This is a genomic window from Bacillus stercoris (assembly GCF_029772985.1).
In the GTDB taxonomy this organism is placed as follows: domain Bacteria; phylum Bacillota; class Bacilli; order Bacillales; family Bacillaceae; genus Bacillus; species Bacillus stercoris.
Map to the genome: position 1 here is coordinate 390,429 of NZ_CP121861.1, position 23,377 is coordinate 413,805.

General features: G+C 46.0%; 23 protein-coding genes and 1 other annotated feature (1 of these 24 running past the window's edge). Of the genes, 12 read left to right on the forward strand and 11 right to left on the reverse strand.

Annotated features, from left to right (window positions below):
* Positions 1-148 (reverse strand) — a binding site (T-box leader) (it extends 67 nt beyond the left edge of the window).
* Positions 143-658, reverse strand: coding sequence for a tyrZ transcriptional regulator YwaE (gene ywaE, locus QA442_RS02070; RefSeq protein ID WP_095431095.1), 516 nt, complete (start codon positions 656-658; stop codon positions 143-145). Its footprint overlaps the feature before it by 6 nt.
* A 150-nt stretch (positions 659-808) precedes the next feature.
* Here ywaE and QA442_RS02075 point away from each other — a divergent pair, with 150 nt between their 5' ends.
* Entirely contained in the window at positions 809-1,522 is a 714-nt protein-coding gene (locus tag QA442_RS02075; protein WP_071582427.1) for a YwaF family protein, read from the forward strand.
* A gap of 109 nt (positions 1,523-1,631) precedes the next feature.
* The gene (locus QA442_RS02080; RefSeq protein WP_014665877.1) at positions 1,632-2,492 is read left to right on the forward strand and encodes a glycosyltransferase family 8 protein; all 861 of its coding nucleotides are present in this window, start codon (positions 1,632-1,634) and stop codon (positions 2,490-2,492) included.
* Positions 2,493-2,544: 52 nt separating this feature from the next.
* Here the strand turns inward: QA442_RS02080 and sacY are convergent, their stop codons facing one another.
* The 3 genes from sacY to epr all read right to left on the reverse strand — a co-directional run bounded on the left by sacY (position 2,545) and on the right by epr (position 7,188).
* Positions 2,545-3,387 carry a transcription antiterminator SacY gene (gene sacY, locus QA442_RS02085; RefSeq protein ID WP_095431096.1) on the reverse strand — a complete coding sequence of 281 codons (843 nt, stop codon included), beginning with the start codon at positions 3,385-3,387 and terminating at the stop codon, positions 2,545-2,547.
* Positions 3,388-3,440: 53 nt separating this feature from the next.
* A complete protein-coding gene (gene sacX / locus QA442_RS02090; protein ID WP_014665875.1) occupies positions 3,441-4,820 on the reverse strand; it encodes a SacY negative regulator SacX in 1,380 nt (459 codons plus the stop codon).
* 430 nt (positions 4,821-5,250) lie between these two features.
* The gene (gene epr, locus QA442_RS02095) at positions 5,251-7,188 is read right to left on the reverse strand and encodes a minor protease Epr (protein WP_095431097.1); all 1,938 of its coding nucleotides are present in this window, start codon (positions 7,186-7,188) and stop codon (positions 5,251-5,253) included.
* A gap of 227 nt (positions 7,189-7,415) precedes the next feature.
* Here epr and celB point away from each other — a divergent pair, with 227 nt between their 5' ends.
* Positions 7,416-8,750 (forward strand): PTS cellobiose transporter subunit IIC, encoded by a 1,335-nt coding sequence (gene celB / locus QA442_RS02100; protein WP_071581842.1) that lies wholly within the window; start codon positions 7,416-7,418, stop codon positions 8,748-8,750.
* 78 nt (positions 8,751-8,828) lie between these two features.
* Positions 8,829-9,506, forward strand: coding sequence for a DUF2711 family protein (locus QA442_RS02105; RefSeq protein ID WP_071581843.1), 678 nt, complete (start codon positions 8,829-8,831; stop codon positions 9,504-9,506).
* Between the two features lie 38 nt (positions 9,507-9,544).
* Here QA442_RS02105 and glxA read toward each other — a convergent pair whose 3' ends face one another.
* On the reverse strand, positions 9,545-9,925 hold the full coding sequence (gene glxA, locus QA442_RS02110) for a glyoxalase GlxA (RefSeq protein WP_095431099.1): 381 nt from the start codon (positions 9,923-9,925) through the stop codon (positions 9,545-9,547).
* A 120-nt stretch (positions 9,926-10,045) separates the two neighbouring features.
* Here glxA and QA442_RS02115 point away from each other — a divergent pair, with 120 nt between their 5' ends.
* On the forward strand, positions 10,046-11,233 hold the full coding sequence (locus tag QA442_RS02115) for a class I SAM-dependent rRNA methyltransferase (RefSeq protein WP_095431100.1): 1,188 nt from the start codon (positions 10,046-10,048) through the stop codon (positions 11,231-11,233).
* A 32-nt stretch (positions 11,234-11,265) separates the two neighbouring features.
* Here QA442_RS02115 and QA442_RS02120 read toward each other — a convergent pair whose 3' ends face one another.
* The 4 genes from QA442_RS02120 to QA442_RS02135 form a co-directional block, all read right to left on the reverse strand.
* Positions 11,266-11,463 carry a YwbE family protein gene (locus tag QA442_RS02120; protein WP_015385004.1) on the reverse strand — a complete coding sequence of 66 codons (198 nt, stop codon included), beginning with the start codon at positions 11,461-11,463 and terminating at the stop codon, positions 11,266-11,268.
* Positions 11,464-11,496: 33 nt separating this feature from the next.
* Positions 11,497-12,699, reverse strand: coding sequence for an MFS transporter (locus QA442_RS02125; protein ID WP_095431101.1), 1,203 nt, complete (start codon positions 12,697-12,699; stop codon positions 11,497-11,499).
* Between the two features lie 100 nt (positions 12,700-12,799).
* On the reverse strand, positions 12,800-13,477 hold the full coding sequence (locus tag QA442_RS02130) for a CidB/LrgB family autolysis modulator (RefSeq protein ID WP_014665858.1): 678 nt from the start codon (positions 13,475-13,477) through the stop codon (positions 12,800-12,802).
* Positions 13,459-13,845 carry a CidA/LrgA family holin-like protein gene (locus QA442_RS02135; RefSeq protein ID WP_003227375.1) on the reverse strand — a complete coding sequence of 129 codons (387 nt, stop codon included), beginning with the start codon at positions 13,843-13,845 and terminating at the stop codon, positions 13,459-13,461. The genes QA442_RS02130 and QA442_RS02135 overlap by 19 nt, the downstream gene beginning before the upstream one ends.
* 105 nt (positions 13,846-13,950) lie before the next feature.
* On the opposite strand from QA442_RS02135, the gene cidR reads away from it, so the two are divergent.
* The 7 genes from cidR (at position 13,951) to QA442_RS02170 (ending at position 21,072) form a co-directional block, all read left to right on the forward strand.
* A complete protein-coding gene (cidR, locus tag QA442_RS02140) occupies positions 13,951-14,856 on the forward strand; it encodes a cidABC operon transcriptional activator CidR (protein ID WP_040081438.1) in 906 nt (301 codons plus the stop codon).
* 7 nt (positions 14,857-14,863) lie between these two features.
* Positions 14,864-15,682 (forward strand): hydroxyethylthiazole kinase, encoded by an 819-nt coding sequence (gene thiM / locus QA442_RS02145; protein ID WP_071581846.1) that lies wholly within the window; start codon positions 14,864-14,866, stop codon positions 15,680-15,682.
* A complete protein-coding gene (thiE, locus tag QA442_RS02150) occupies positions 15,679-16,347 on the forward strand; it encodes a thiamine phosphate synthase (protein WP_095431102.1) in 669 nt (222 codons plus the stop codon). Before thiM ends, thiE begins: the two co-directional genes overlap by 4 nt.
* 156 nt (positions 16,348-16,503) lie before the next feature.
* On the forward strand, positions 16,504-17,949 hold the full coding sequence (gene efeU, locus QA442_RS02155) for a ferrous ion permease EfeU (protein ID WP_095431103.1): 1,446 nt from the start codon (positions 16,504-16,506) through the stop codon (positions 17,947-17,949).
* Positions 17,946-19,103, forward strand: coding sequence for an iron uptake system protein EfeO (efeM, locus tag QA442_RS02160; RefSeq protein ID WP_095431104.1), 1,158 nt, complete (start codon positions 17,946-17,948; stop codon positions 19,101-19,103). The genes efeU and efeM overlap by 4 nt, the downstream gene beginning before the upstream one ends.
* Positions 19,104-19,121: 18 nt before the next feature.
* Complete coding sequence (gene efeB / locus QA442_RS02165) at positions 19,122-20,381, forward strand: iron uptake transporter deferrochelatase/peroxidase subunit (protein ID WP_095431105.1); 1,260 nt, start codon at positions 19,122-19,124, stop codon at positions 20,379-20,381.
* An 88-nt stretch (positions 20,382-20,469) separates the two neighbouring features.
* Positions 20,470-21,072 carry a DsbA family oxidoreductase gene (locus QA442_RS02170; RefSeq protein ID WP_095431106.1) on the forward strand — a complete coding sequence of 201 codons (603 nt, stop codon included), beginning with the start codon at positions 20,470-20,472 and terminating at the stop codon, positions 21,070-21,072.
* A gap of 29 nt (positions 21,073-21,101) precedes the next feature.
* On the opposite strand, the gene QA442_RS02175 is transcribed toward QA442_RS02170, so the two are convergent.
* Positions 21,102-22,643: a solute symporter family protein gene (locus QA442_RS02175; protein ID WP_095431107.1), complete on the reverse strand. Its 1,542-nt coding sequence runs from the start codon at positions 22,641-22,643 to the stop codon at positions 21,102-21,104.
* Positions 22,640-22,948 (reverse strand): DUF485 domain-containing protein, encoded by a 309-nt coding sequence (locus QA442_RS02180; protein ID WP_003222190.1) that lies wholly within the window; start codon positions 22,946-22,948, stop codon positions 22,640-22,642. The genes QA442_RS02175 and QA442_RS02180 overlap by 4 nt, the downstream gene beginning before the upstream one ends.
* Positions 22,949-23,377: the final 429 nt, after the last annotated feature.

A 23,377-nucleotide genomic window follows, 5' to 3' on the forward strand; every position in this document is an offset into this window, starting at 1 on the left:
TAACGGTTTCCCGTTCTTTGCTACTTTTAAGGTTCACAAAGAAAGCTCGGGGAGGTAATTCACGTTTGCCTGTGCGCCGGCTCGCACCTTCCGCCGGCTCTCTGGAACAGGGAGACAAACCCTACTGGATTCCCGTCAAAGCTTATGGTGTATGAGGATTGTCAGCTACCTTTCTAAGCAGCCCTGTCAATGTTTTCTGTTCGTCCTTTGTCATTCCCCCTATGAGCTCTGTTTCCCCTTTGTGAAACTCAGGGTAGAGTTCTTCGATCGCTTGTTTGCCGGAATCGGTGATGGAGACAAACACGAGTCGCCGATCTCTTGTGTCGATGCTTTTACGGCAAAAACTCTTTTTTTCAAGTGTTTTGATCACGTTGCTTGCTGTAGCTGTAGATATCCCTGACAGCTCAGCGATTTTTCTTGTTTCGAGCGCTCCCCATACCCATAGATCATAAAGAATGGAGAAAGCGGTCCAAGAAAGGTTATAGGAAGAAAGAACCTCAGTCTCCATTTTGACACGGAGCCTTTGCGCAGACCGATACAGATTCGTAGCGATCGAAATGGCTTCCAGGTTGAGTGACTCGACGGGCATTTGTTTGAGCTTAGAAAGTGTATCGTGTTCTTCCTTCCGAAGCTGCTGATGTCGATGTGAACGTTCCATTTTTTAGGCCTGCCTTAAATTATCAGAATCATTAGCTATGAAACGAATTGTAACAGAGTCTGATGTGAACTTCAAGCCCATATATCGGTTGAATAAAAAAAGCCCAAACAACGCCAAAATAAACAAAAAACCGCAAACGGGGGTGCAGTTTTGCAAAAGTATGTTCAATCCGTCTATAAGCATGATCCATTTCATCTGTTTTCGACAGAGCATGTGGTAACGCTAGCGATTATCGCTCTTTTGGCCGTTCTGTTGTTTCTGTTTCAAGATGGGATTAAACGGTCTAAGGCCAGCCGGTTTTTGCGTTTTTTGTTTGTGTTTCTTTTGCTTGGTTCGCAAATCGGCTATCAAATATGGATGATCGCCACGGGCAGGTGGTCAGTGCGCACTTCATTGCCTCTCCAGCTTAGTGACCTGTCGGTGTATTTGTCAGCCATTATGCTAGTGACAAAAAGCAGAAAGCTGTTTGTATTTTTGTTTTTTGCCGGCATTGGCAGTTCGATTCAGGCTCTTGCCACTCCCGACCTCGGCATGTATTCTTTTCCGCATATCCGATATATCCTCTTTTTTATTTCGCACGGGTCCGTGTTTTTATCCTGTCTGCTGATGGCGGTGATTGGCACCTACAGAATGGGCCAGCGCTCGTTATGGGTGACTGTCCTGCTTGTTAATGTGTACGGCGTCTGCATTTACCTGATTGATCGCTGGCTAGGGGCGAATTATATGTATTTGACGAAAAAACCGGGCGGGTCCTCTCTCTTGGATGTTCTCGGGCCATGGCCGTGGTATATCGTCTCGGCTGAAGCCATCACGATCGCCAGCTTTTTCATTCTTTATTGGCTTTATCGCATCTTCAAAAAATGACACCTTTTTTGTTGTATCACACATTCTGTTTTAAAAAATGTCGGAGAACGTGTTTATTTTTTTGAAAAAGGGTATGTAACTTGTACAACAAAAAGGGAGATGAATACCATTGAGGAAAGATGAAATCATGCATATCGTATCATGCGCAGATGATAATTATGCTCGTCATTTGGGTGGGATGTTCGTTTCTTTATTGACCAATATGGATCAGGAGAGAGAGGTTAAATTATACGTCATTGATGGCGGAATTCAGCCTGATAACAAAAAAAGACTGGAAGAAACTACTTTGAAATTCGGCGTGCCGATTGAGTTTTTAGAAGTGGATACCAACATGTATGAACATGCTGTAGAGAGCAGCCATATTACAAAAGCAGCGTATTACCGTATTTCGATTCCCGACTTAATTAAGGATGAAAGCATCAAACGAATGATTTACATCGATTGCGATGCGCTTGTCCTAGAGGATATTTCAAAGTTATGGGACTTGGACATTGCGCCATACACCGTTGCCGCTGTTGAGGATGCGGGGCAGCATGAACGCCTGAAGGAAATGGACATCACTGATACAGGGAAGTATTTTAACTCAGGTATCATGATTATTGATTGTGAGTCTTGGAGAAAGCAAAACATCACAGAAAAAGTCATCAACTTTATCAATGAACACCCAGACGAAGATTTTCTTGTGCTGCACGACCAAGATGCACTGAATGCGATCTTGTATGATCAGTGGTATGAACTTCATCCGCGCTGGAACGCTCAAACCTATATCATGTTAAAGCTGAAAACCCCACCGACTCTGTTAGGGCGGAAGCAATATAATGAAACGAGAGAAAACCCGGCAATCGTGCACTTCTGCGGCGGAGAAAAGCCTTGGAACTCCAATACAAAACATCCATATCGCGATGAGTATTTCCATTACATGTCGTATACGAAGTGGAATACGATCAGCAATCCGGCGATCAACCAATAATATAGATATAAAAAACGCTTTTGAGATGATCAAAAGCGTTTTTTTGTTTGCTTCAGCGTGCGACTGACCGTTGGTAGAACCGCTGAATATGCATGGCGATGTAGCACAATTCTTTTTCAGGAAACTCAAAGCCGTATTCCTTTTTCACAAAGATGCCGATGCTAAGGGCGCACAGGAAAGCATCCTTAAACCTCTCTTTAATGATGTCGATCATTTCTGTGTCCAACTCATAAATGGATTCGCCCGCTTTGATATGCTGAATGGCAAAGCGGAGATGGGTCACGAGCCGTTCATAGGAGATGGTATCTTCCACGATATTGATAGACAGCTGAATTTCGATAATCTCGATAATATCACGGATCATTGTTGTAATATCTAGCGTTTGGGTCATATCGCCGGCATTGTTTCTTGCTGTGTGGATATGCATGGCAATATTGCCGATCTCATCATCAGGAATGTGAATCCCCAGTTTATCTTTAATCAGTGCTCTGGCCCATAAGCCGATCTGGAACTCCTTCGGATAAAGGACCTTGATTTCATTCAGCAGCGGATTTTTAATGACCATCCCATTGCTCAGGCGTTCTATCGCAAAGGAAAGATGGTCTGAAAAAGCGACATGAATGCGCTCATTGATTTTGATGTTCAGCTCTTTTTCGGCATGAGAGATAATTTGCTCAGAAATCTGAATATGGTCTTCAGGCAATGTTTCTAAAATCTCTTCGAACTGCTTATAGTCAGCTGTATCTTTTCTGATAAAGGTTTTTTCTATTTTTGACGGATCAACAATATCATTCTTCTTTTTGTCGAACCCAATTCCTGCACCCAAGAGAATCTTCTCTTCATTTTGATCCTTTACGACGATAGCATTATGATTTAAGATTCTTTTAATTTTCATAGCTTTTTTGTCCTTTCATCCCCCGTTTTATGAATGAAAACGAATAAATCCAGTTATTCTGTCTCTTCTTTAAACCCGAGAAACAATGTAGCTATAAAAGCAGAGACGGCGGCGATCAAAAAACCGATCATATAATGAACAAAATTCGCGGCGCCAAACGGCAGCACAATTGAAATCATCGGAATGCCTGTCAGCCCGTAGGAATTTGCCACAACTTGTACCGCGACCACGTACGCTCCGCCAATAGCACCGCCGATGGCTGCACCGATAAAGGGACGGATCAGTTTGAGATTCACCCCGAATACAATCGGTTCAACAATGCCTAAAAACGCGGTCAGAGAAGCAGGGAGCGCAATTTTTTTCAGGCTTGATTGTTTCGTTTTGAGGAATACTGCAAGCCCCGCTCCGCCCTGGGCCACATTCGCCATCGACCATATCGGCACTAAAAAGTTGACACCGACATGCGGATTCGCAAGCAGCGTTGCTTCAATCGCATAAAAGCTATGATGCAAGCCAGATAGGACGATAGTAGAGTAGATGCCGCCGAAAAGGGCTCCGGCGGCAATGCCGGCGTGATCATAAATATAGACTATCGATTGTGTCATGATTTGGCCGACGATAGAAGCGGCGGGATTCATCACAATCAGCGCGAGGCACCCTGTCACCATGACCGTAATAAAGGGAATGATCACGACATCAAGTGACTTCGGCACAATCGCTTTTAATAGCTTCTCAATTTTGCTCATGACAAAAACGGAGAGAAGAATCGGTATGATGGAACCCTGATAGCCCATCATCGGGATGTGAAGCCCCCATATATCTAAAGAAGACGGGGTTTTGCTGCCGAGCATAGACGGGTCCAGCAGATCAGGGTGCGTCAAAAGCCCCGCGATCACTGCCCCTAGATATGGGTTGCTGCCAAATTGCCGTGCGGCACTGAAGCCGACTAAAATCGGCAGCAAAATAAAGGCTGTGCTGGACACGAGGTCGAGCATTTTAATCCATGGGCTGCCGGCAGCGAACCAGTGAAACACCTTAATCATGCCAATCAGCCCCATGAGCAGGCCGCTTGCTGTTATTGCCGGAATAATCGGCACAAAAATATCAGACAGTGTTTTCGCAAAAGCTGCGGCAGGGTTCAGCTTCCGGCTGGCTTTTTTCTGGTGAACAGGCTCTTCAGAAGGCGCGGCCTCCCACACTTGAACGACTTCTTTATATATTTTGTTGACGACGCCTGCTCCGAAAATAATCTGGAATAGTCCGTATCGGAAAAAGGTGCCCTGCACACCTTGCAGGTTCTCAATGGCACGTATATCAATTTTCGTCTCGTCCTTTACATCAAAACGAAGACGGGTCGTACAATGGCTGATGCTGATAATGTTGTTTTTTCCTCCTGCTAGCAGCAGTAAGTCTTTTGCAATCTCATTATGCAAGCAATCAAAACCTCCTTTGCTGAAGAAAAGTCGGCTTGTTCATCGTATCAAATGAAAAGTTGACAATCAAAATGAAAAAAGTGAGAAATACCGGTTGAAAATGACAAAAATGCCCGCGTCGGTGACGGAGCATTAGTATAGGAATTGTTGTCCAAGGCGCCGTTATGAGACCAACACGAAAAGAAGAGTTAAAATGCCCTGCTTTTTTAGGCACTAATACTCCCTTTGCATCATTGGGTCTTGCCTGCCTGCCCAGTCACAATCCCGCCATATGTGGTGATAACTGTAATAACGTTCATTTTATGCTGTTCATGGCTGTATAGCAATAGTATGAAAAGCCTGTGCGATGGATGGGAAAAAGGTTGTGTGCGGTGTTCTAAGAAGATAAAAACCCTTTAAGACCTGGTATGCAAGTCTTAAAGGGTTTTGGTTACTTTTTCGCTTTGACGGCGTTCAGCCGTTTTTGCAGCTTTGTTTTTTCATTGGATGCTTTTAATTGGTTCACTGCAGACTGAGCGGATGTCTTCGATTTCTTTGTTTTGTCTTTCTCCGCTTTCTTTACCCTAGCTTTTGCCGTTTCGACTTTTTTTGCTTCAGCTGCCGCCACTTTTTTCTTCACTTTGTCTAACCGTTTTTGCAATGCTGTTTTGTCCTTGCCTGATTGAAGCTGATTGACAGCTGATTGTGCTTTTGCCGCATTTGCATCAGTTGATGTCTTTTCAGCGAAGGAGACGGATTGCTGCGCTGTTTTCAAATTGGTGCTTTTCACTTTGGCAAGGCGTTTCTGCAGGGACGTTTTTTCTGAACCTGCCGGCAACTTGCCAACTGCTGATTGTGCGCTGTCCACATCTGTTTTCTTTTTGCTTTTCTCCGCTTTCGCAACTTTGTCTTTCGCCTGCTTTGACGCGATGTAGCGTTTAACTTGGTTTAACCGTTTTTGCAGGTTCTTTTTGTCTGTTCCGTTCGGCAGCTTGTTAATGGCAGGTTGGGCTGTATCAACGGTTTGCTGTGTTTTGTACTTTTCTGCCTTTGCGACTTTGTCTTTCGCATCTTTTACATTTCTGTATGACTGTACTTTATCCAGTCTTTTTTGCAGGGCAGTTTTGGCGTCGGAGTCCGGCAGCTGGCTGACGAGTTCCCGCGCTTTGTCGATATCGGTTTGTGCTTTTGATTGTTCCGCTTTTTTCACCGCTTGCTCTGCTGCCGTGTACGCTGAATCTGTTGCCTGTGCTTTATAGTGGATTAAGCCGTAGCCAAATTGCTGATCGCGGCCTGCGGTACCAAGATCAACGATGTTTCTCCGCATTTCCTCACGAAGCTGGACGTTTGTCTCGTCAGGTTCCCGCTGTTTTAACAAAGCAAACATGGCAGCGGCGTGCGGTGTCGCTTGGGATGTCCCGCTTCCTGTCGCATAATACTGGTTTACGTAAGTGCTTGTGATGTTTGTTCCCGGCGCTGAAAATTCAACTTCATCTCCAGTTGTTGAGAAGGAGGCAAGCTGATTCTTTTCGTTTGTTGCCGAAACCGCAACGACACTGCTGTACGCCGCCGGATAATTCACTGGTTTTCCGTTTCCGTCATTCCCGCTTGCTGCAACAAGCAGAACGCCTTGTTCATATGCTTTGTCCACGGCGTCATGAAGGATTTTGCTGTCTGACGTCGTGCCAAGGCTCATATTGACGATGTCCATCCTGTTTGCGATCGACCAGTCAATTCCTTGGAGAAGGCTTTGAAGATCCCCCGAGCCGTTCTGATCAAGCGCTTTAACCGCGTATATTTGTGCTTCCGGTGCGATGCCGTCAATTCCGTAGCCATTGTGCTTGGCTCCGATAATCCCTGCGACATGTGTTCCGTGGCCGTTATCATCTTTGTAAGAAGAGGTATAACTGACAGCTGAATACCCGCCGACAATCGACAGGTCATCGTGGGGGGAGATTCCGCTGTCAATGACGGCAATTTTGACACTTTTTCCTGTCAGTCCTGCCTTCCAGGCCTGTTTTACCTGAATGGGCTCAAGGTTCCATTGCTCGAAGTTGTCAGAGGTGTCAGCGCCGTCTGACAGCACTTTAAAATCCGTGCTGTCTGCTGCGGTAAAGGATACGTTATTTTCTACATACAAAATATCAGGATCCTGCTTTAATTCTTTTACTGTCTCCTGATCTGCTGTGACTGCTACTGCGGGAAGATGCTTATACTGCTTTTCAACATCAGCATCGCTGTCCAGGATGGTTTCCTTTCCGGCCTTGTTTTTATAAACCACAATGACCTCTTTCTCGCTGCTGTTTTGCGCATGAGCGAGAGGGCCTATGGCGAGAAAACTGAAAAACAGAGTGACTGATACAACAAGTTTGCAAGACATGTTTTTCATGATTCATCTCCTTTTTCTATGATGTTTGATATATATATCGGAGAAAAAAAGAGAGATTGATAGTAAGAAGGGAAAAAATTTTCATGGGCAGGGTTGTTTAGCAAAATGCAGATTTTTTCCGCAAGAAGAGGAAATTTTCCAAATGAATTTGTAAGCGTTTTCAAAATAAGATAAAGAAAACATTGCGGAGGTTGTTTACAAAGCAATGAGAAAAGGGGGCTTTTCAGATGAGCGCATTCACTCGGGTAATGGAAGAAAAAATAATGCCTGTCGCCGGAAAAATTGCCGGACAGCGGCACCTCAGCGCTTTGCGTGACGGAATTATCCTGACCATGCCGCTGATTATTATCGGGTCTGTCTTCTTGATTTTAACGAGCCTGCCGATTCCGGGGTATGCTGATTTCATGGCGAGTGTGTTTGGGAAGGAGTGGGCTGATAAGCTCGGATATCCCGTCAATGCTTCGTTTGATATTATGGCGATGATCGCCGCTTTCGGGATCGCCTATCGGCTGGCGGAAAGCTATGGTGTTGATGCCCTTTCGGCCGGAGCGATTTCAATTGCCGCATTTCTATTGGCAACGCCGTTTGAGGTGCCGTTTACGCCGGATGGCTCAACGGAGTCCATCATGGTAGGGGGCGGAATCCCGATCACGCTGCTCGGCAGCAAAGGCTTATTTGTCGCCATGCTGATCGCTTTGTTTTCAACCGAAATCTATCGATATATTATTCAAAAGAATATCGTCTTCAAAATGCCAGACGGTGTGCCGCCTGCGGTAAGCAAATCGTTTGTCGCGCTGATCCCCGGCTTTATCATTGTGTTTCTCGTGTGGCTGGCGCGTCTTCTGATTGAAATGACACCTTTTCAGAGCCTGCACAATGTCGTAGGAGACCTGCTTGGCACACCGCTTTCCATCCTTGGCGGCAGTCTCGGCGGAAGCCTGATTGCTGAATTTGTGCAGATGCTGCTTTGGTCGTGTGGGATTCACGGGGCTTCCATCATTGGCGGGATCATGGCGCCAATTTGGTACGGCGCGATGGATGCCAACCGTCTCGCCTTCCAAGCGGGTGAGGCGCTGCCAAGCATTTTTACGACTCAGTTTTTTCAAATTTGGATCAATGTCGGCGGAAGCGGAGCGACGCTGGCGCTTGTCTTGACGATGCTTGTCCGGTCTCGCAGCAAACAAATGAAGCAGCTTGGCCGATTAGGAATTGGGCCCGCGCTTTTTAATATCAACGAGCCAATCATTTTCGGCATGCCGATTGTCATGAACCCGCTTCTCATTGTTCCATTCATCATCGCGCCGCTCCTCACGATTACCGCAACTTATATAGGCATGAGCACCGGATTGGTGGCGAAGCCGGCCGGAATCGCCGTGCCATGGACGATGCCGCCACTCATATCAGGCTATTTGGCGACAGGCGGCAAGGTCTCGGGCGCCGTTATGCAGCTGGTGAATCTGCTGATCACCTGTGCTATCTACTATCCGTTTTTCAGAATATGGGATCATCAAAAATGGCGGGAAGAGAGTGCGGTTGAATCCGGAGATAAGAATGTGAAGTGATAGACGATCAGCCTGTCATAGGGCTGATCATCTTCTTTCAAACGAATGGAAATGTTAGAATATGTAAAGGAGGTGCGCATGTTAGATTATATATGGTTCGATGACGAATCACCGATCTTAAAACAAATACCTGTTGAATACTCATCAGCTGCTCTTATTTTTTCTCCTTTTATCCAAATGCCTGAAGGATGGGAGAAAGCAAGGAGAAAACATGATTACGAGCATATTTATCCAAACGATGATGAAATAAGAAGAAAAGGCAAGGCTGTTTCCTGGGAGAAGGTTATGTCCTCTTGCGGCTTGCAAACACATGCTGAGCTGGCGCTGGCTTTAATGACATCGATAGGCGCCTTAAGGGACGAGTGCGAGAGAGAGGAATTAGCGGATCTTTTACATGTGAATATAAAAGGAGATCTCTTTTATCCCAGTGAGGATCATATTTCTCCTTTTCATATTCCCAGTTTGGTAAAGGTATTAGGTGCGAACGGATCTAAGCGGTTTTATTACGCAGAACCGATTGTGGAAAACAGCGGCTTTCTGGATATAACAGCGGCTCATTTGCAGACGGTTCTTGATGACGCTGCTGCAGAGCTCATTTTGACTGATGAGAAAAAGGAATTTGTGTTTATGAGTGTATATGACTCATTCATTAATGTTTTTTTAGCGAAGGATGAAAACATCAATGAATTGATTCTGCGTATGGGCTGGGAAGCCTTGATTTGCGATGAGTCAACGTATATAAGCTGGTATAGATGAAAAAAGAACGTACATCTCAACATGTACGTTCTTTGCTTTTAACGCTGGAAGAACTCAATCCACTCACCGTCAGGACCTTCGATATAAAAATAACGGTATCCGTTTGGAAGTGTCGTGATCTCTTCGTCGATAAATTTCGCGTTCATTCTTTCCGCTTTTGTATATTCAGCCGCGATGTCATCCGTCAGCAGGGCAATGTGGTGCACTTTTCCTTCGACAGGCAGCTCGCTGCTGTAGCCTTGAATCAGTTCGATTTCTGTTTCCGGGCCATCTTCAAAGCCGAGAAAGGCAAGCTCGATCACGCCGTTCGTGTGTGTGATGCGATCCTTCAATTTCATGCCGAGAACCTCTTCATAAAATGTGATGGATGCGTTGATATCCCTTACCATAATGCCTGTATGATCAATTCGTTTTGGCATGCTGCTCCTCCTCGTAACTCTTTTTGTCTATCGTAGAAAAACCTTTCCTTTCTGTCAATGCAGACATCTTGGCGTTTTGTGGTACGATAAGAGAAAGCAAACAGAAAGAGGACGACATATATGAAGCTACTCACCCTAAAGAAAGCACACGCTGCCAAAATCAAAAAAGGCTATCCCCTTATCGAAAAAGAAGCTCTCGCAGGGAGTGCGGGGCACATGAAAGAAGGAGACCTCGTTGATATCGTGTCTGAGAGCGGCGAGTTTCTCGCGCGGGGCTATTATGGCCTGCAAAACAAAGGGGTCGGCTGGACGCTTACCCGCAATAAACATGAACAGATTGACCAAGCCTTTTTTCTCACCAAATTAACAAAAGCGGCCCAAGCGCGCGCCAAACTATTTGAGGCTCAAGATACAACGGCTTTCCGCCTGTTCAATGGTGAGGGCGACGGTGTCGGGGGCGTCACCATCGACTATTATGACGGCTATCTGCTGGTACAATGGTACAGCAAGGGCATTTACACCTTTAAAGATATGCTGATTTCCGCTTTGGATGAGCTGGATCTTGATTATAAAGCGATTTACGAGAAGAAACGCTTCGACACGGCTGGACAATACGTTGAAGACGATGACTTCGTGAAAGGGGACAGAGGCGAGTTCCCGATCATCATCCAGGAGAATGGCATTCAATACGCGGTGGATCTGAATGAGGGCGCCATGACGGGCATCTTTTTGGATCAAAGACATGTGCGCAAGGCAATCAGAGACCGCTATGCAAAAGGGAAAACAGTTTTAAATACGTTTTCTTATACGGGTGCATTCTCCGTGGCAGCGGCGCTTGGCGGAGCGGAGAAAACAACAAGCGTGGACGTGGCAAATCGAAGCCTGGCCAAAACGATCGAGCAATTCAGCGTGAACAAGCTGGATTACGAAGCGCACGACATTAAAGTGATGGACGTGTTTAACTATTTTTCATATGCTGCAAAAAAGGATCTGCGCTTTGATCTCATTATCCTCGACCCGCCTTCCTTTGCGCGTACAAAAAAACGCACCTTCAGCGCGGCCAAGGATTATAAAAACCTGCTGAAGGAAACGATCGCCATCACAGCTGACAAGGGTGTCATTGTAGCCTCTACAAACAGCAGCGCCTTTGGCATGAAGAAATTCAAAGGCTTTATCGATGCCGCCTTTAAAGAAACAAATGAACGCTACACGATTATTGAGGAATTTACACTGCCGGAGGATTTCAAAACGATTTCGGCATTTCCGGAAGGCAACTATCTGAAAGTGGTCTTTCTGCAGAAAAAATAACGAAAAAGCTGCCCTGTTCGGGGGCAGCTTTTTTATGTAGAAATGATCTGCTGGACGCGGCCGATGCGGCCATCTTCAAGCCGGACCTTAATGCCGTGCGGATGAAAGCTTGATTTCGTCAAAATATCCTTCACTGTCCCTCGCGTCAGTTTTCCTGTTTTTTGATCCGCTTTCAATACAATATCAACCTGCAACCCTTTCGAAATGCTGTTTCGCTCTTGCCCGTTCATAACGCACATCCTTTCTTTTGTTCATTATAGTCATTATGGTTTAAAAGTAACAGCCGGCTGATGAAGTGTATTTTTGTTTTTTTCAGCCTTCATTAAATATAATGTCAGGCCAAAGCCTGCTATGCTCAGAATGCCAAAAAGCAAGTAGACCGCGAAAATCGACACGTAGTCAAAAATGTACCCGCCTGCAAATGTGCAGAACCAGTTGCCGAACCCGTTGCCAATGGCGGCGTACATGGTCAGTGCCGTCGCTTCAACGTGTCTTGGGGTAATCTTTTTCACATATTGAAGCGCTGCCGGGATAAATAAACCGATGGCCACTCCCTGAAGAAAGACCGTCGCATAAATGATCCATAGTGAAGGCGCCGTGAAATAGAGCGCCCACCTGAATAATGAGACTCCGCCTGACAGCATAATGACGTTGAGCAGCCCCATTTTATCTATAAATGTTTGGGCGAATCTCATAAATGGAATTTCTGAAATGACACCGATGAAAAATAAAATGCCGATAGCGGAAAGTGACGCGCCGCTTTTGTCCAGAAAAAGACTAAAATACGTATTGTTTGCTAAGTTTGGAGCAAATGTCGTAAAAGTGATGATCATAAAGATGAGGAAAGTTTTGTTGTTGATAAGCTCTCGGAATCCTTTGCGGATATTGACCTTTGTTTTCGTTTTCTGCTGGCCCGGCATTTGAGAAGCCAATATGGCGGCAATGCATAGAAAGGCACAGCCGAAGATAAAGATCACATGAATGGGATACAGCTGATTCGTCACCTGTCCCATCACAAACACCGCGACGCCGAAGCCGAGAGAACCAAACAGGCGGATTCCGCCATAATTGCCGTTTGTTTCTTGTGTGTACCTTAGTGAAATGCTGTCCGAAAGTGGAATAATCGTGCTTTGAAAGGCTGCAAAACAGGCCGCAATCAAAATAAACAGAGGAAAGCTGTCAAATGCAATATAGCCTAGTCCAATGATGCCTGTGATTGATGTGCAAACCGCCAGCAAGCTTTTCGTTTTTTGTGTATAGTCGCTCAGCATGCCCCAAAACGGCTGAAAGAAAATCATCACAATCGGGCCCAGTGACATGATCAAGCCGACCTGTGATCCGCTTAAATGCTGTTCCTTCGTTAAATACATACTGAGTAGGGGAATCATGCTGCCCGTACCGAGAAAAGCAAACAAATAAAATCCTTTTAACGCGGCATAATGCCGTCTCACCTGCAAGTTGTGCATCAGGGTGCCTCCTTTGGTATCCACAAATACATTATATTGGAATTCGCCAGCTTTTCAATAAGTGGAAGCACATAAAAAAACTGCCCGTGAAAGGACAGTTTTACATAAATGAAAGCAAAAACGGCGCCGCGCAAAGCGTCATAATCGCAGCTAGGATCATCGACACGCTTGAAATCGTGCCGGACACAGAGCTGAGCTCAAATGCTTTTGACGTTCCCGCTCCGTGCGCGCTTGTGCCGAGCAGCACGCCTCGTGCGATTTCGTTATCAATGCGGAAATAGCGGATGACCATCGGGCCGATCACCGTGCCGAACAAAGCGGTTAAAATCACAAACACGGCAGTGACGGCAGGCATTCCGCCGATCATTTCAGATACGTTCATCGCGATCGGCGTTGTCACTGATCTCGGGACGAGGCTGTCAATTAAGCCGGTGCCGAGGTGAAGCCATTTCGCAATAAGAGCGGTAGAAATAATCGCTATGCATGAACCAACGGCCACATTCAAAATAATTTCCACTGCGTATTTCTTTAAAACAGGGAAATATTTATATAGCGGGATCGCGAATGCCACGGTGGCCGGCTGAAGCATATCGGTCAGCAAACCGCCGCCGAGATTATAGGACTCGTACGGGACATTCACCAGCAGCAGCAGACCGACTAACACAGCGGGCGTCAGCAATAGCGGCGACGTATAAACACGCGGAAAGCGTTGATAGACCTTTTTTGCTCCTAAATACACCAAAACCGTTAAAAACAAACTTACAATTCCGATGAACACGTATGCTTTTTCTCCTTTCTTTTTGCAATAAGTTGTGTAAGCGTTCCTGTAGACACCATCACGACAAACGTGCTGATGATGACAACAAGCAGAATGCTGACACCAAATTTCGACATAATGTCTCCGTATTCAATCACTCCGACGGCAGACGGGATAAAAAATAAAAGCAGCTCCCCGAGAAGCCACGCTGCACCAAGCTCTATCCATTCCAGCTTGATGATGTTAAAGTGCAATAATGTGAAAAGAATCACAATCCCTATTATACTGCCGGGAATATTTATATGAAGAAGGGCTGTCACCCAATTAATCAGCCGAGCAAATATAAATAACAGAGCGATTTGAATAACGGTTAGCAACAGTTTTTTCATATTGATGCCTCCCTTATATTCATATTGTACATAAGGTTTCACTATAGGTAAAATATATATTAAGAATAAGAAGTATTCCTTTTGTCTATAGAAAGGGTGAAGCACATGGATATCCGCCATTTAACATATTTCTTGGAAGTCGCCCGTTTAAAAAGTTTTACGAAGGCTTCCCAATCCCTTTATGTTTCTCAGCCGACGATATCAAAAATGATCAAAAATTTAGAAGAAGAGCTCGGGATTGAACTGTTTTACCGAAATGGCAGGCAGGTGGAACTGACAGACGCCGGCCATAGCATGTATGTGCAGGCGCAGGAAATTATTAAATCATTTCAAAACCTGACGTCAGAATTAAATGATATTATGGAAGTCAAGAAAGGGCACGTACGGATTGGACTGCCGCCGATGATCGGCTCGGGGTTTTTCCCGAGAGTGCTCGGCGATTTCCGTGAAAACTATCCGAATGTCACCTTTCAACTAGTCGAAGACGGTTCTATAAAAGTCCAAGAAGGTGTCGGGGACGGCTCTCTTGATATCGGCGTTGTGGTCCTTCCCGCAAACGAAGACATCTTTCATTCGTTTACAATCGTAAAAGAAACCTTAATGCTTGTCGTTCACCCTTCCCACCGGCTGGCTGATGAGAAAGAATGTCAGCTGCGTGAGTTGAAGGACGAGCCTTTTATTTTCTTCAGGGAGGATTTTGTCCTGCACAACCGAATTATGACGGAATGTATTAAGGCTGGATTCCGGCCTCATATCATTTATGAAACCTCACAATGGGATTTTATTAGTGAGATGGTGTCAGCCAACCTTGGAATCGGGCTTTTGCCGGAACGAATTTGCCGCGGACTTGACCCGGAAAAAGTGAAAGTCATTCCGCTTATCGATCCGGTCATCCCTTGGCATCTCGCCATTATTTGGAGAAAGGACCGCTACTTGCCGTTTGCCGCCAGAGCTTGGCTCGAACATACGAAATCGTATTTATGGGACCCGAAAAAAGATAGTAAAGGATGATGCAAACATGGATGCACAATCAGCAGCAAAATGCCTGACTGCTGTCCGCCAGCATAGCCCTCTGGTGCACAGCATAACCAACAATGTTGTAACGAATTTCACAGCAAACGGCCTGCTCGCGCTCGGCGCATCGCCCGTTATGGCGTACGCGAAAGAAGAGGTTGCCGATATGGCGAAGATTGCGGGGGCACTCGTTTTGAATATCGGAACGCTAAGCAAGGAGTCAGTCGAAGCGATGATCATCGCGGGAAAATCAGCCAATGAACATGGCGTCCCCGTCATTCTTGATCCTGTCGGTGCCGGAGCAACACCGTTCCGAACTGAATCGGCACGTGACATCATTCGTGAGGTGCGCCTTGCTGCAATCAGAGGAAATACGGCGGAAATTGCCCATACCGTCGGTGTGACGGATTGGCTGATCAAAGGTGTTGATGCGGGTGAAGGCGGAGGCGACATCATCCGGCTGGCTCAGCAAGCGGCACAAAAGCTAAACACGGTCATTGCGATTACTGGTGAAGTCGATGTCATTGCCGACACATCAAACGTATATGCCCTTCATAATGGCCACAAGCTGCTGACAAAAGTAACAGGCGCCGGCTGCCTGTTGACTTCCGTTGTCGGTGCGTTTTGCGCTGTGGAAGAAAATCCATTGTTTGCAGCTATCGCTGCTATTTCCTCGTATGGAGTCGCAGCTCAGCTTGCCGCACAGCAAACAGCTGACAAAGGTCCAGGAAGCTTTCAGATTGAATTGCTGAACAAGCTTTCGTCTGTTACTGAACAAGACGTCCAAGAATGGGCGACAATTGAAAGGGTGACTGTCTCATGACTCGTATTTCTCGGGAAATGATGAAAGAGTTATTATCTGTTTACTTCATTATGGGGTCAAACAATACGAAAGCTGATCCTGTCACAGTTGTACAAAAAGCGTTAAAAGGCGGTGCCACCCTGTACCAATTCCGTGAAAAGGGCGGGGATGCACTGACTGGAGAGGCTCGGGCTGAATTTGCTGAAAAAGTGCAGGCAGCCTGCCGTGAAGCTGGTGTTCCGTTCATTGTCAATGATGATGTGGAATTGGCTCTGAAGCTGAAAGCTGACGGTATCCACATCGGCCAGGAAGACGCAAACGCGAAAGAGGTAAGAGCTACTATAGGTGATATGATTCTCGGCGTTTCCGCCCATACGATGTCTGAGGTGAAGCAAGCCGAAGAAGACGGAGCGGATTATGTCGGACTCGGGCCGATCTATCCGACTGAAACGAAAAAGGATACGAGAGCGGTACAAGGGGTATCTCTTATCGAAGCAGTCCGCCGCCAAGGCATCAGCATCCCAATTGTCGGCATCGGCGGCATCACAATAGATAATGCCTCACCTGTTATCCAAGCGGGGGCCGATGGTGTCAGTATGATCAGCGCCATCAGTCAGGCGGAGGATCCTGAGAGTGCTGCACGCAAGTTTCGTGAGGAAATTCAAACATATAAAACAGGAAGATAATCGTTCATCTTTCTTCAAAAAGCTGTTCTGTAAAAGGACAGCTTTTTTGCTTTCCATCAAGGTTTTCAGACCTTCAAATTTTAATTGACAAAGGACAGGAACTGGCTATGATTATGTTATACAATGATAATCATTTTCAGTTATAGGAGGAACATGATGGCTCGGGGGCTGGCACTTATTTTATTCAGCTTGTTGATGGTTTTCGGTTCTGCGGCACACGCGGAAGATGATCCGATCGCTGCATTAATTCAATTAAACAAGCAAATGATCAAATCCGTACAAGACGGAGATATAGACTCGGCACAACAAACGTTTGAAACCTTCAAGGCGAAGTGGAAAAAAGAAGAACCTTCTATTAAGAAGGAAAACCTTTCTTCTCACAGCGAAATGGACGCGAATATCGCAATGATTTCTCTTTCTTTTATCAATCAAGATGCAGACAAGCTCAAAACACAGCTTGAAGAGCTTTCGTCTCATTTAGAAACCTATCAGCAGGCTGTCGTGCTGAAAAAGACATCCTCAGGTCAATCAAGGGCATCCTTAACAGCCTATATACACAGCTTGAAAGACACGAAGCAGTTAATAGAAAAAAAACAATTGGATGAAGCATCATCCGCAATCGACAATTTAGTTACATCCTGGCTCGCCGTAGAGGGAGACGTCGTTTCCCAATCGAAAGAAGCCTATACGACGTCAGAGGAAAATCTGGCGTTGATGAAAGCTGAGATCGGCAGCCATCCCGAAAAGGTATCAAAGCAAATTGACGAAATGATTCAATTGCTCGAGCCGATCGCTTCAAGCAGCTACAGCTGGTGGGACGCGGCGCTGATCCCGATTCGTGAAGGAATGGAGGCCCTCCTTGTCATCGGAGCGCTGCTAACCATGACAAAAAAAGCGCGGGTCACGCGCTCCTCGGCATGGATCTGGGGCGGGGCGTCCGCCGGCATGGTTGTTTCCTTAGCAGCGGGCATCGGTGTCACGGTTCTGTTCTCCTCCAGTGTATTCGGAGAAAACAATTTCTTGCTTGGCGGTGTTACCGGCGTATTGTCCGCTGTCATGCTTTTGTATGTCGGGGTGTGGCTGCACAGAAACGCCTCAATGGATAAATGGAGAGAGAAAATCAATATCCAGAAGTCCCAGGCACTGAAAAAACGAAGCCTGCTTTCCTTTGCGCTCATTGCATTTCTGGCCGTTGTAAGAGAAGGTCTCGAAACGGTCATCTTTTTCATCGGGCTTGTCGGGAAGCTCCCGCTCACTGAACTGATTGGCGGAACTGCCGCAGGGCTTATCGTTCTCGTTATCGTCGGTGTTCTGATGATCAAGCTCGGGATGCGCATTCCATTGAAGCCGTTCTTTCTTCTATCAATGGCGGTTGTCCTGTATATGTGCGTGAAATTTCTCGGAACCGGTGTTCACAGCCTTCAGCTTGCGGGCATTCTTCCGTCTGATGCAGAAAGCTGGCTGCCGTCTGTATCGGTGTTAGGAATTTATCCGTCCGTGTACAGCACGATTCCGCAATTACTGATTTTACTCTTTTTATTGATTGCGCTTGTTTCAGAAGCGGCAAAACATTTTACAAACGGAAAGGAACTGACAAAATGAATTTCACAAAAATCGCTGTATCAGCCGGATGCATCCTTGCGCTGTGCGCAGGCTGCGGAGCCAACGACACATCTTCAACCAAAGAAAAAGCTTCATCAGAAAAAAGCGGGGTCACTAAAGAAATCACCGCATCCGTAAATAAAATGGAAACCATCATTTCCAAGCTGAATGACTCAGCGGAAAAAGGAGACCAAAAAGAGATTGAAAAGAAAGGGAAAGAGTTAAACAGCTACTGGCTTTCCTTTGAAAACGATATTCGCAGCGACTATCCATTCGAATATACAGAAATCGAAAAGCATCTTCAGCCAATCTACACAGAAGCGCAAAAAGACAAACCGGATACAGCAAAAATCAAGACAGAATCCGAGTCACTGAAAGCATCCTTAGAAGACCTGACAGAAGCAAAGAAGAGCGGCAAAAAGGCTAGCGATCAGCTGGCAAAAGCAGCGGATGAATATAAAGGCTATGTCAAAGAGCAGAGTGACCAGCTTGTCAAAGCGACTGAAGCATTTACAAACGCTGTGAAATCTGGCGATATCGAAAAATCTAAAACGTTATATGCGAAAGCGCGTGTTTATTACGAGCGAATCGAGCCGATCGCTGAAAGCCTTGGAGATCTTGACCCGAAAATTGATGCACGAGAAAACGATGTTGAAGAAGGAGACAAATGGACAGGCTTCCATAAGCTTGAGAAGGCCATTTGGAAGGATCAAGATATTTCCGGGGAAAAGGCAACAGCTGACCAGCTTCTCAAAGATGTAAAAAAGCTTGACGGTTCAATTCAATCACTGAAATTAACACCTGAACAAATTGTAGCAGGCGCGATGGAGCTTCTGAACGAAGCCGGGATTTCGAAAATCACGGGAGAAGAAGAGCGCTACTCACGAATCGACTTAGTCGACCTTATGGCAAATGTGGAAGGCTCCGAAGCCGTTTATCAAACAGTGAAAAGCGCGCTTGTAAAAGATCACTCCGACTTGACGGAAAAACTGGATACGGAATTCAGCGAATTTGAAGTTTTAATGGCAAAATACAAAACAAATGATCAGTCCTATACGTCTTATGATAAATTAAGTGAAAAGCAAATCAGAGAGCTGAGCACTAAGCTGACGACTCTTTCTGAAACCATGTCGAAGATTGCGAATGTGCTATAAAAGGAGTTTTGTAACATCATGAGCGATGAACAAAAAAAGCCAGAACAAATTCACAGACGGGACATTTTAAAATGGGGGGCAATGGCGGGGGCAGCCGTTGCGATCGGTGCCAGCGGACTCGGCGGACTCGGCGGACTCGCTCCGCTTGTGCAGACCGCGGCTAAGTCATCGAAAAAGGATGAAAAAGAAGATGATCAGGTCGTTCCGTTTTACGGAAAGCATCAGTCCGGAATCACGACTGCCCATCAAACGTATGTCTATTTTGCTGCGCTGGATGTAACAGCAAAAGAGAAAAGCGACATCATTACATTATTTAGAAACTGGACAAGTCTCACACAGATGCTGACGTCTGGCAAGAAAATGTCGGCTGAGCAGAAAAATCAATATCTGCCGCCGCAGGATACAGGTGAGTCTGTTGATTTACCCCCTTCCAACTTAACGGTCACATTCGGATTCGGGCCTGGCTTTTTTGAAAAAGACGGAAAGGACCGCTTCGGGCTGAAAAGCAAAAAACCGAAACACTTGGCCGCTCTTCCAGCGATGCCGAATGACAACCTGGATGAAAAGCAGGGAGGCGGGGACATCTGCATTCAAGTGTGTGCAGACGATGAGCAAGTGGCGTTTCACGCGCTGCGCAACCTGTTAAATCAAGCGGTCGGCACTTGTGAGGTCCGCTTTGTGAACAAAGGCTTTTTAAGCGGAGGGAAAAATGGTGAAACACCGCGCAACCTCTTCGGGTTCAAAGATGGAACAGGCAACCAGAGCACGGAGGATGACAGCTTGATGAACTCGATCGTGTGGATTGAGTCCGGTGAGCCTGACTGGATGACGGGCGGCACCTATATGGCTTTTCGGAAAATCAAAATGTTCCTTGAGATATGGGATCGCTCTTCCCTCAAGGACCAAGAGGATACCTTCGGCCGCAGAAAAAGCTCAGGGGCGCCTTTCGGACAGAAAAAGGAAACAGATCCCGTGAAGCTGAATCAAATTCCGTCTAATTCGCACGTCAGTCTAGCGAAATCTACTGGAAAACAAATTTTGCGAAGAGCTTTCTCTTACACAGAAGGACTTGATCCGAAAACCGGCTATATGGATGCAGGTCTCCTGTTTATCAGTTTTCAAAAAAATCCCGACAATCAGTTTATCCCGATGCTGAAGGCTCTTTCAGCAAAGGATGCGTTAAACGAATATACACAAACAATCGGTTCTGCTTTATATGCATGCCCAGGCGGCTGCAAAAAAGGAGAATATATTGCCCAGCGTTTGCTGGAATCATAAAAGAAGCCTTATCGGCTTCTTTTTAAAAAAACAGCTGTAACTTTAATTGTTACAGTTTAAAATCAATTTATACGAAAGGAGAATTATCATGACAGTACACATCAAAGTTTATTCAGATTACGTCTGCCCATTTTGTTTCGTTGGAAAAGCCGCTTTTGAAGAAGCGATAAAAGGAAAGGATGTTGAAGTCGAGTGGATGCCGTTTGAACTGCGCCCAAGCCCATCCCCTCAGCTTGATCCGGTCAATGATCCGTCCAAACAATACATGTGGCAGACTTCCATTCAGCCAATGGCGGAGAAATTAGGAGTCGAGATCAATTTTCCAAACGTCTCGCCCCATCCGTATACAGATCTCGCGTTTGAAGGCTTCCATTTTGCGAAGGAATTCAATAAAGGACATGAATACAACACCCGTGTCTTTCAGGCATTTTTTCAAGAGGGACAAAATATCGGCGACATTGACATCTTGACGAAGCTCGCCGAGGAAGTGGGATTAGACGGAGCATCATTTCAATCAGCACTGGAAGCAAGAACATATCAGGACGTGCAGCGCCAAGCCTTGAAGCACGCCTATGAAGAGGCTGACATCACAGCCGTTCCAACCTTTATTATTGGCGACACTGTCATTCCGGGTGCGGCCGGCAAGGATGTATTTGAAAAAGCGATTTCTGACGAGCAGAAGAAAAAGTAAGGGAAAAGCTCTCGATAAAGAGAGCTTTTTTACTCCTGTTCCATATGAATGCCGGTATGCGCCTTCACCTGTATTTCTGCAAAGGTATCTTCATCAATTGTTTTATCAGACGACAGCACCGTTCCGAGCCACGCGCCGAGGAAGCCAAGCGGGATGGAAATAATCCCTGGATTAGACAGCGGGATGAGCGGATCGCCTGTGAAAATAGCACCTCCGGCCGGATCCCACACACTAGGGCTCATCGACACAAGCACAAGCGCGCTGATCAGGCCTGTCAGACTTCCCCATAAAGCGCCTGAAGCATTGAATCGTTTCCAAAAGACAGTAAACACAATCAGCGGGAGATTTGCGCTGGCGGCTACCGCAAACGCAAGGGCAACAAGGAACGCCACATTTAAGGACTGTGCAAAAATCGCTAGAAGAATCGAGAGCACTGAGACGGCGACAGAAGCCCATCTGGCCGCTTTCATCTGTTCTTTTTCAGTTGCCTCTCCTTTTCTGATGATCTGGCTGTAAATATCATGGGCAAATGCTGAGGCGGCAGACAGCACCAATCCTGTCACGACAGCCAAAATGGTAGCAAAGGCAATGGCTGATACAAACGCGAATAGGAAGTCTCCCCCGAGCGCTTTTGCTAAAAGCGGAGCCGCCATATTTCCCGCTTGATCAGCTGCCGTAATCGCGTCAAAACCGACAAATGCAGCAGCGCCAAAGCCGAGAAACACCGTCATAATGTAAAACACGCCGATAATCCATGTCGCTGACACAACAGATGTACGGGCCGTTTTGGCATCCTTAACCGTATAAAACCGGATCAGTATATGCGGAAGCCCGGCGGTTCCCAGCACGAGTGCCAAGTTTAACGATAAGGTTTCAAGCGGCACCTTGTATTTATTCCCGGGATTCAAGAAATCAGCGCCAAGCGGAGTAGCCGTTTTCATCTGTTCAAACATGGTATTAAGGCTAAAGCCGAATTTTGAAAACACGATGATCGAAATCACGAGTGTGCCGGCCATCAGCAAAACGGCTTTAATAATTTGAACCCAGCTTGTCGCGATCATGCCCCCAAACACGACATAAATGGTCATCAGCACTCCGACGATGAGAACCGCCGCGGTGTAATCCAGTCCAAGAAGCAGTTTGATCAGCGCGCCTGCCCCCACGAGCTGGGCAATCATATAAAAAGTAGAGATGGCAATGGTATTGAGCGCCGCAACTCCGCGGATTTTCTTTTCTTTAAATCGAGCGGCTATCATGTCTGCCATTGTATACTTTCCAAGATTCCGAAGCGGTTCCGCCACGATATACAAGACAACGAGATAAGCCACAAGAAAACCGATGCTGTAAAAGAAACCATCAAATCCATATAACGCAATCATTCCGGCAATCCCAAGAAACGAGGCGGCAGACATATAGTCACCCGCAATTGCCAGTCCATTCTGAACACCGGTGAGCCCGCCGCCCGCCGTATAAAACTCACTTGTCGTTTTTGTCTTCTTCGCGGCAAAATACGTGATAATAAGCGTCAGGCCGACAATCGCCAAAAACAATAAAAAAGCGGTCATATTCATGTCTGTTCACCCTTTAGATCTTCTTTTAAAGCGCTTACATACCGATCGAAATGAGCTGCTCTCCGGGAATACACCGTACTCAGTATCCAGGTCATGGCGAATTGGGCGATGGCGAACAGCCAAGCCCATGAAACAGCTCCAATGGCCGGCGCATTCAAAAAGGTGAAATAAGATGTCAAAACAGGAAGTGAAAAATAAAAGACAAAAAAGAAAATCGCTGAAGGAACAATAAAAGCGCGTTTCTGCTTTAAAAAAGCTTGGAAAGACGGCGTTGCAGCAATCTGTTTGTAATCAGCTTTGTACATGGCTTTCCTCCTTTTATTCGCTATACGTAAGCAAAAAGGTACACCAATAGGTATGTACTGAAAGTCTGATTTATGCGTTGAACTATACCTGGAGGATGAAAAAAGAAGGAAGTCGTGAAGAAGTGAACACAGCGGTATAAAGACAGGCGAAGGTTTTCAAGCTCGGCCGTGTATAAACGAGTTTGCTTTCAAAACCTCACCGAATGCAGCTTCTTCTCAGCAAAGCTGCTGTTTATCAGAGCACGGTTATCATATTCACATCACCTCTTTATGACAATGCATGTGCCAAGAGGTGATCGCATCACCGGCTGTCTGTTGTTGTTAGCTGACACACCGTTTGTCCTCAAGCTAAGCGCAGCAATGTGCTTTCGAAATAGAGGATATGGTGAAAACTCAGATCAGGTGATAGAAAAGCCAGAGGTAAATAGA

Coding starts and splice junctions, on each gene's coding strand:
- QA442_RS02175 (WP_095431107.1), bottom strand. CDS start 22,643: ATGAATATGACCGCTTTTTTATTGTTTTTGGCGATTGTCGGCCTGACG.
- QA442_RS02115 (WP_095431100.1), top strand. CDS start 10,046: ATGAAGCTACTCACCCTAAAGAAAGCACACGCTGCCAAAATCAAAAAA.
- thiM (WP_071581846.1), top strand. CDS start 14,864: ATGGATGCACAATCAGCAGCAAAATGCCTGACTGCTGTCCGCCAGCAT.
- QA442_RS02125 (WP_095431101.1), bottom strand. CDS start 12,699: ATGCACAACTTGCAGGTGAGACGGCATTATGCCGCGTTAAAAGGATTT.
- epr (WP_095431097.1), bottom strand. CDS start 7,188: ATGAAAAACATGTCTTGCAAACTTGTTGTATCAGTCACTCTGTTTTTC.
- cidR (WP_040081438.1), top strand. CDS start 13,951: ATGGATATCCGCCATTTAACATATTTCTTGGAAGTCGCCCGTTTAAAA.
- efeM (WP_095431104.1), top strand. CDS start 17,946: ATGAATTTCACAAAAATCGCTGTATCAGCCGGATGCATCCTTGCGCTG.
- QA442_RS02105 (WP_071581843.1), top strand. CDS start 8,829: ATGTTAGATTATATATGGTTCGATGACGAATCACCGATCTTAAAACAA.
- QA442_RS02180 (WP_003222190.1), bottom strand. CDS start 22,948: ATGTACAAAGCTGATTACAAACAGATTGCTGCAACGCCGTCTTTCCAA.
- efeU (WP_095431103.1), top strand. CDS start 16,504: ATGGCTCGGGGGCTGGCACTTATTTTATTCAGCTTGTTGATGGTTTTC.
- celB (WP_071581842.1), top strand. CDS start 7,416: ATGAGCGCATTCACTCGGGTAATGGAAGAAAAAATAATGCCTGTCGCC.
- QA442_RS02120 (WP_015385004.1), bottom strand. CDS start 11,463: ATGAACGGGCAAGAGCGAAACAGCATTTCGAAAGGGTTGCAGGTTGAT.
- glxA (WP_095431099.1), bottom strand. CDS start 9,925: ATGCCAAAACGAATTGATCATACAGGCATTATGGTAAGGGATATCAAC.
- thiE (WP_095431102.1), top strand. CDS start 15,679: ATGACTCGTATTTCTCGGGAAATGATGAAAGAGTTATTATCTGTTTAC.
- efeB (WP_095431105.1), top strand. CDS start 19,122: ATGAGCGATGAACAAAAAAAGCCAGAACAAATTCACAGACGGGACATT.
- QA442_RS02170 (WP_095431106.1), top strand. CDS start 20,470: ATGACAGTACACATCAAAGTTTATTCAGATTACGTCTGCCCATTTTGT.
- QA442_RS02135 (WP_003227375.1), bottom strand. CDS start 13,845: ATGAAAAAACTGTTGCTAACCGTTATTCAAATCGCTCTGTTATTTATA.
- sacY (WP_095431096.1), bottom strand. CDS start 3,387: ATGAAAATTAAAAGAATCTTAAATCATAATGCTATCGTCGTAAAGGAT.
- ywaE (WP_095431095.1), bottom strand. CDS start 658: ATGGAACGTTCACATCGACATCAGCAGCTTCGGAAGGAAGAACACGAT.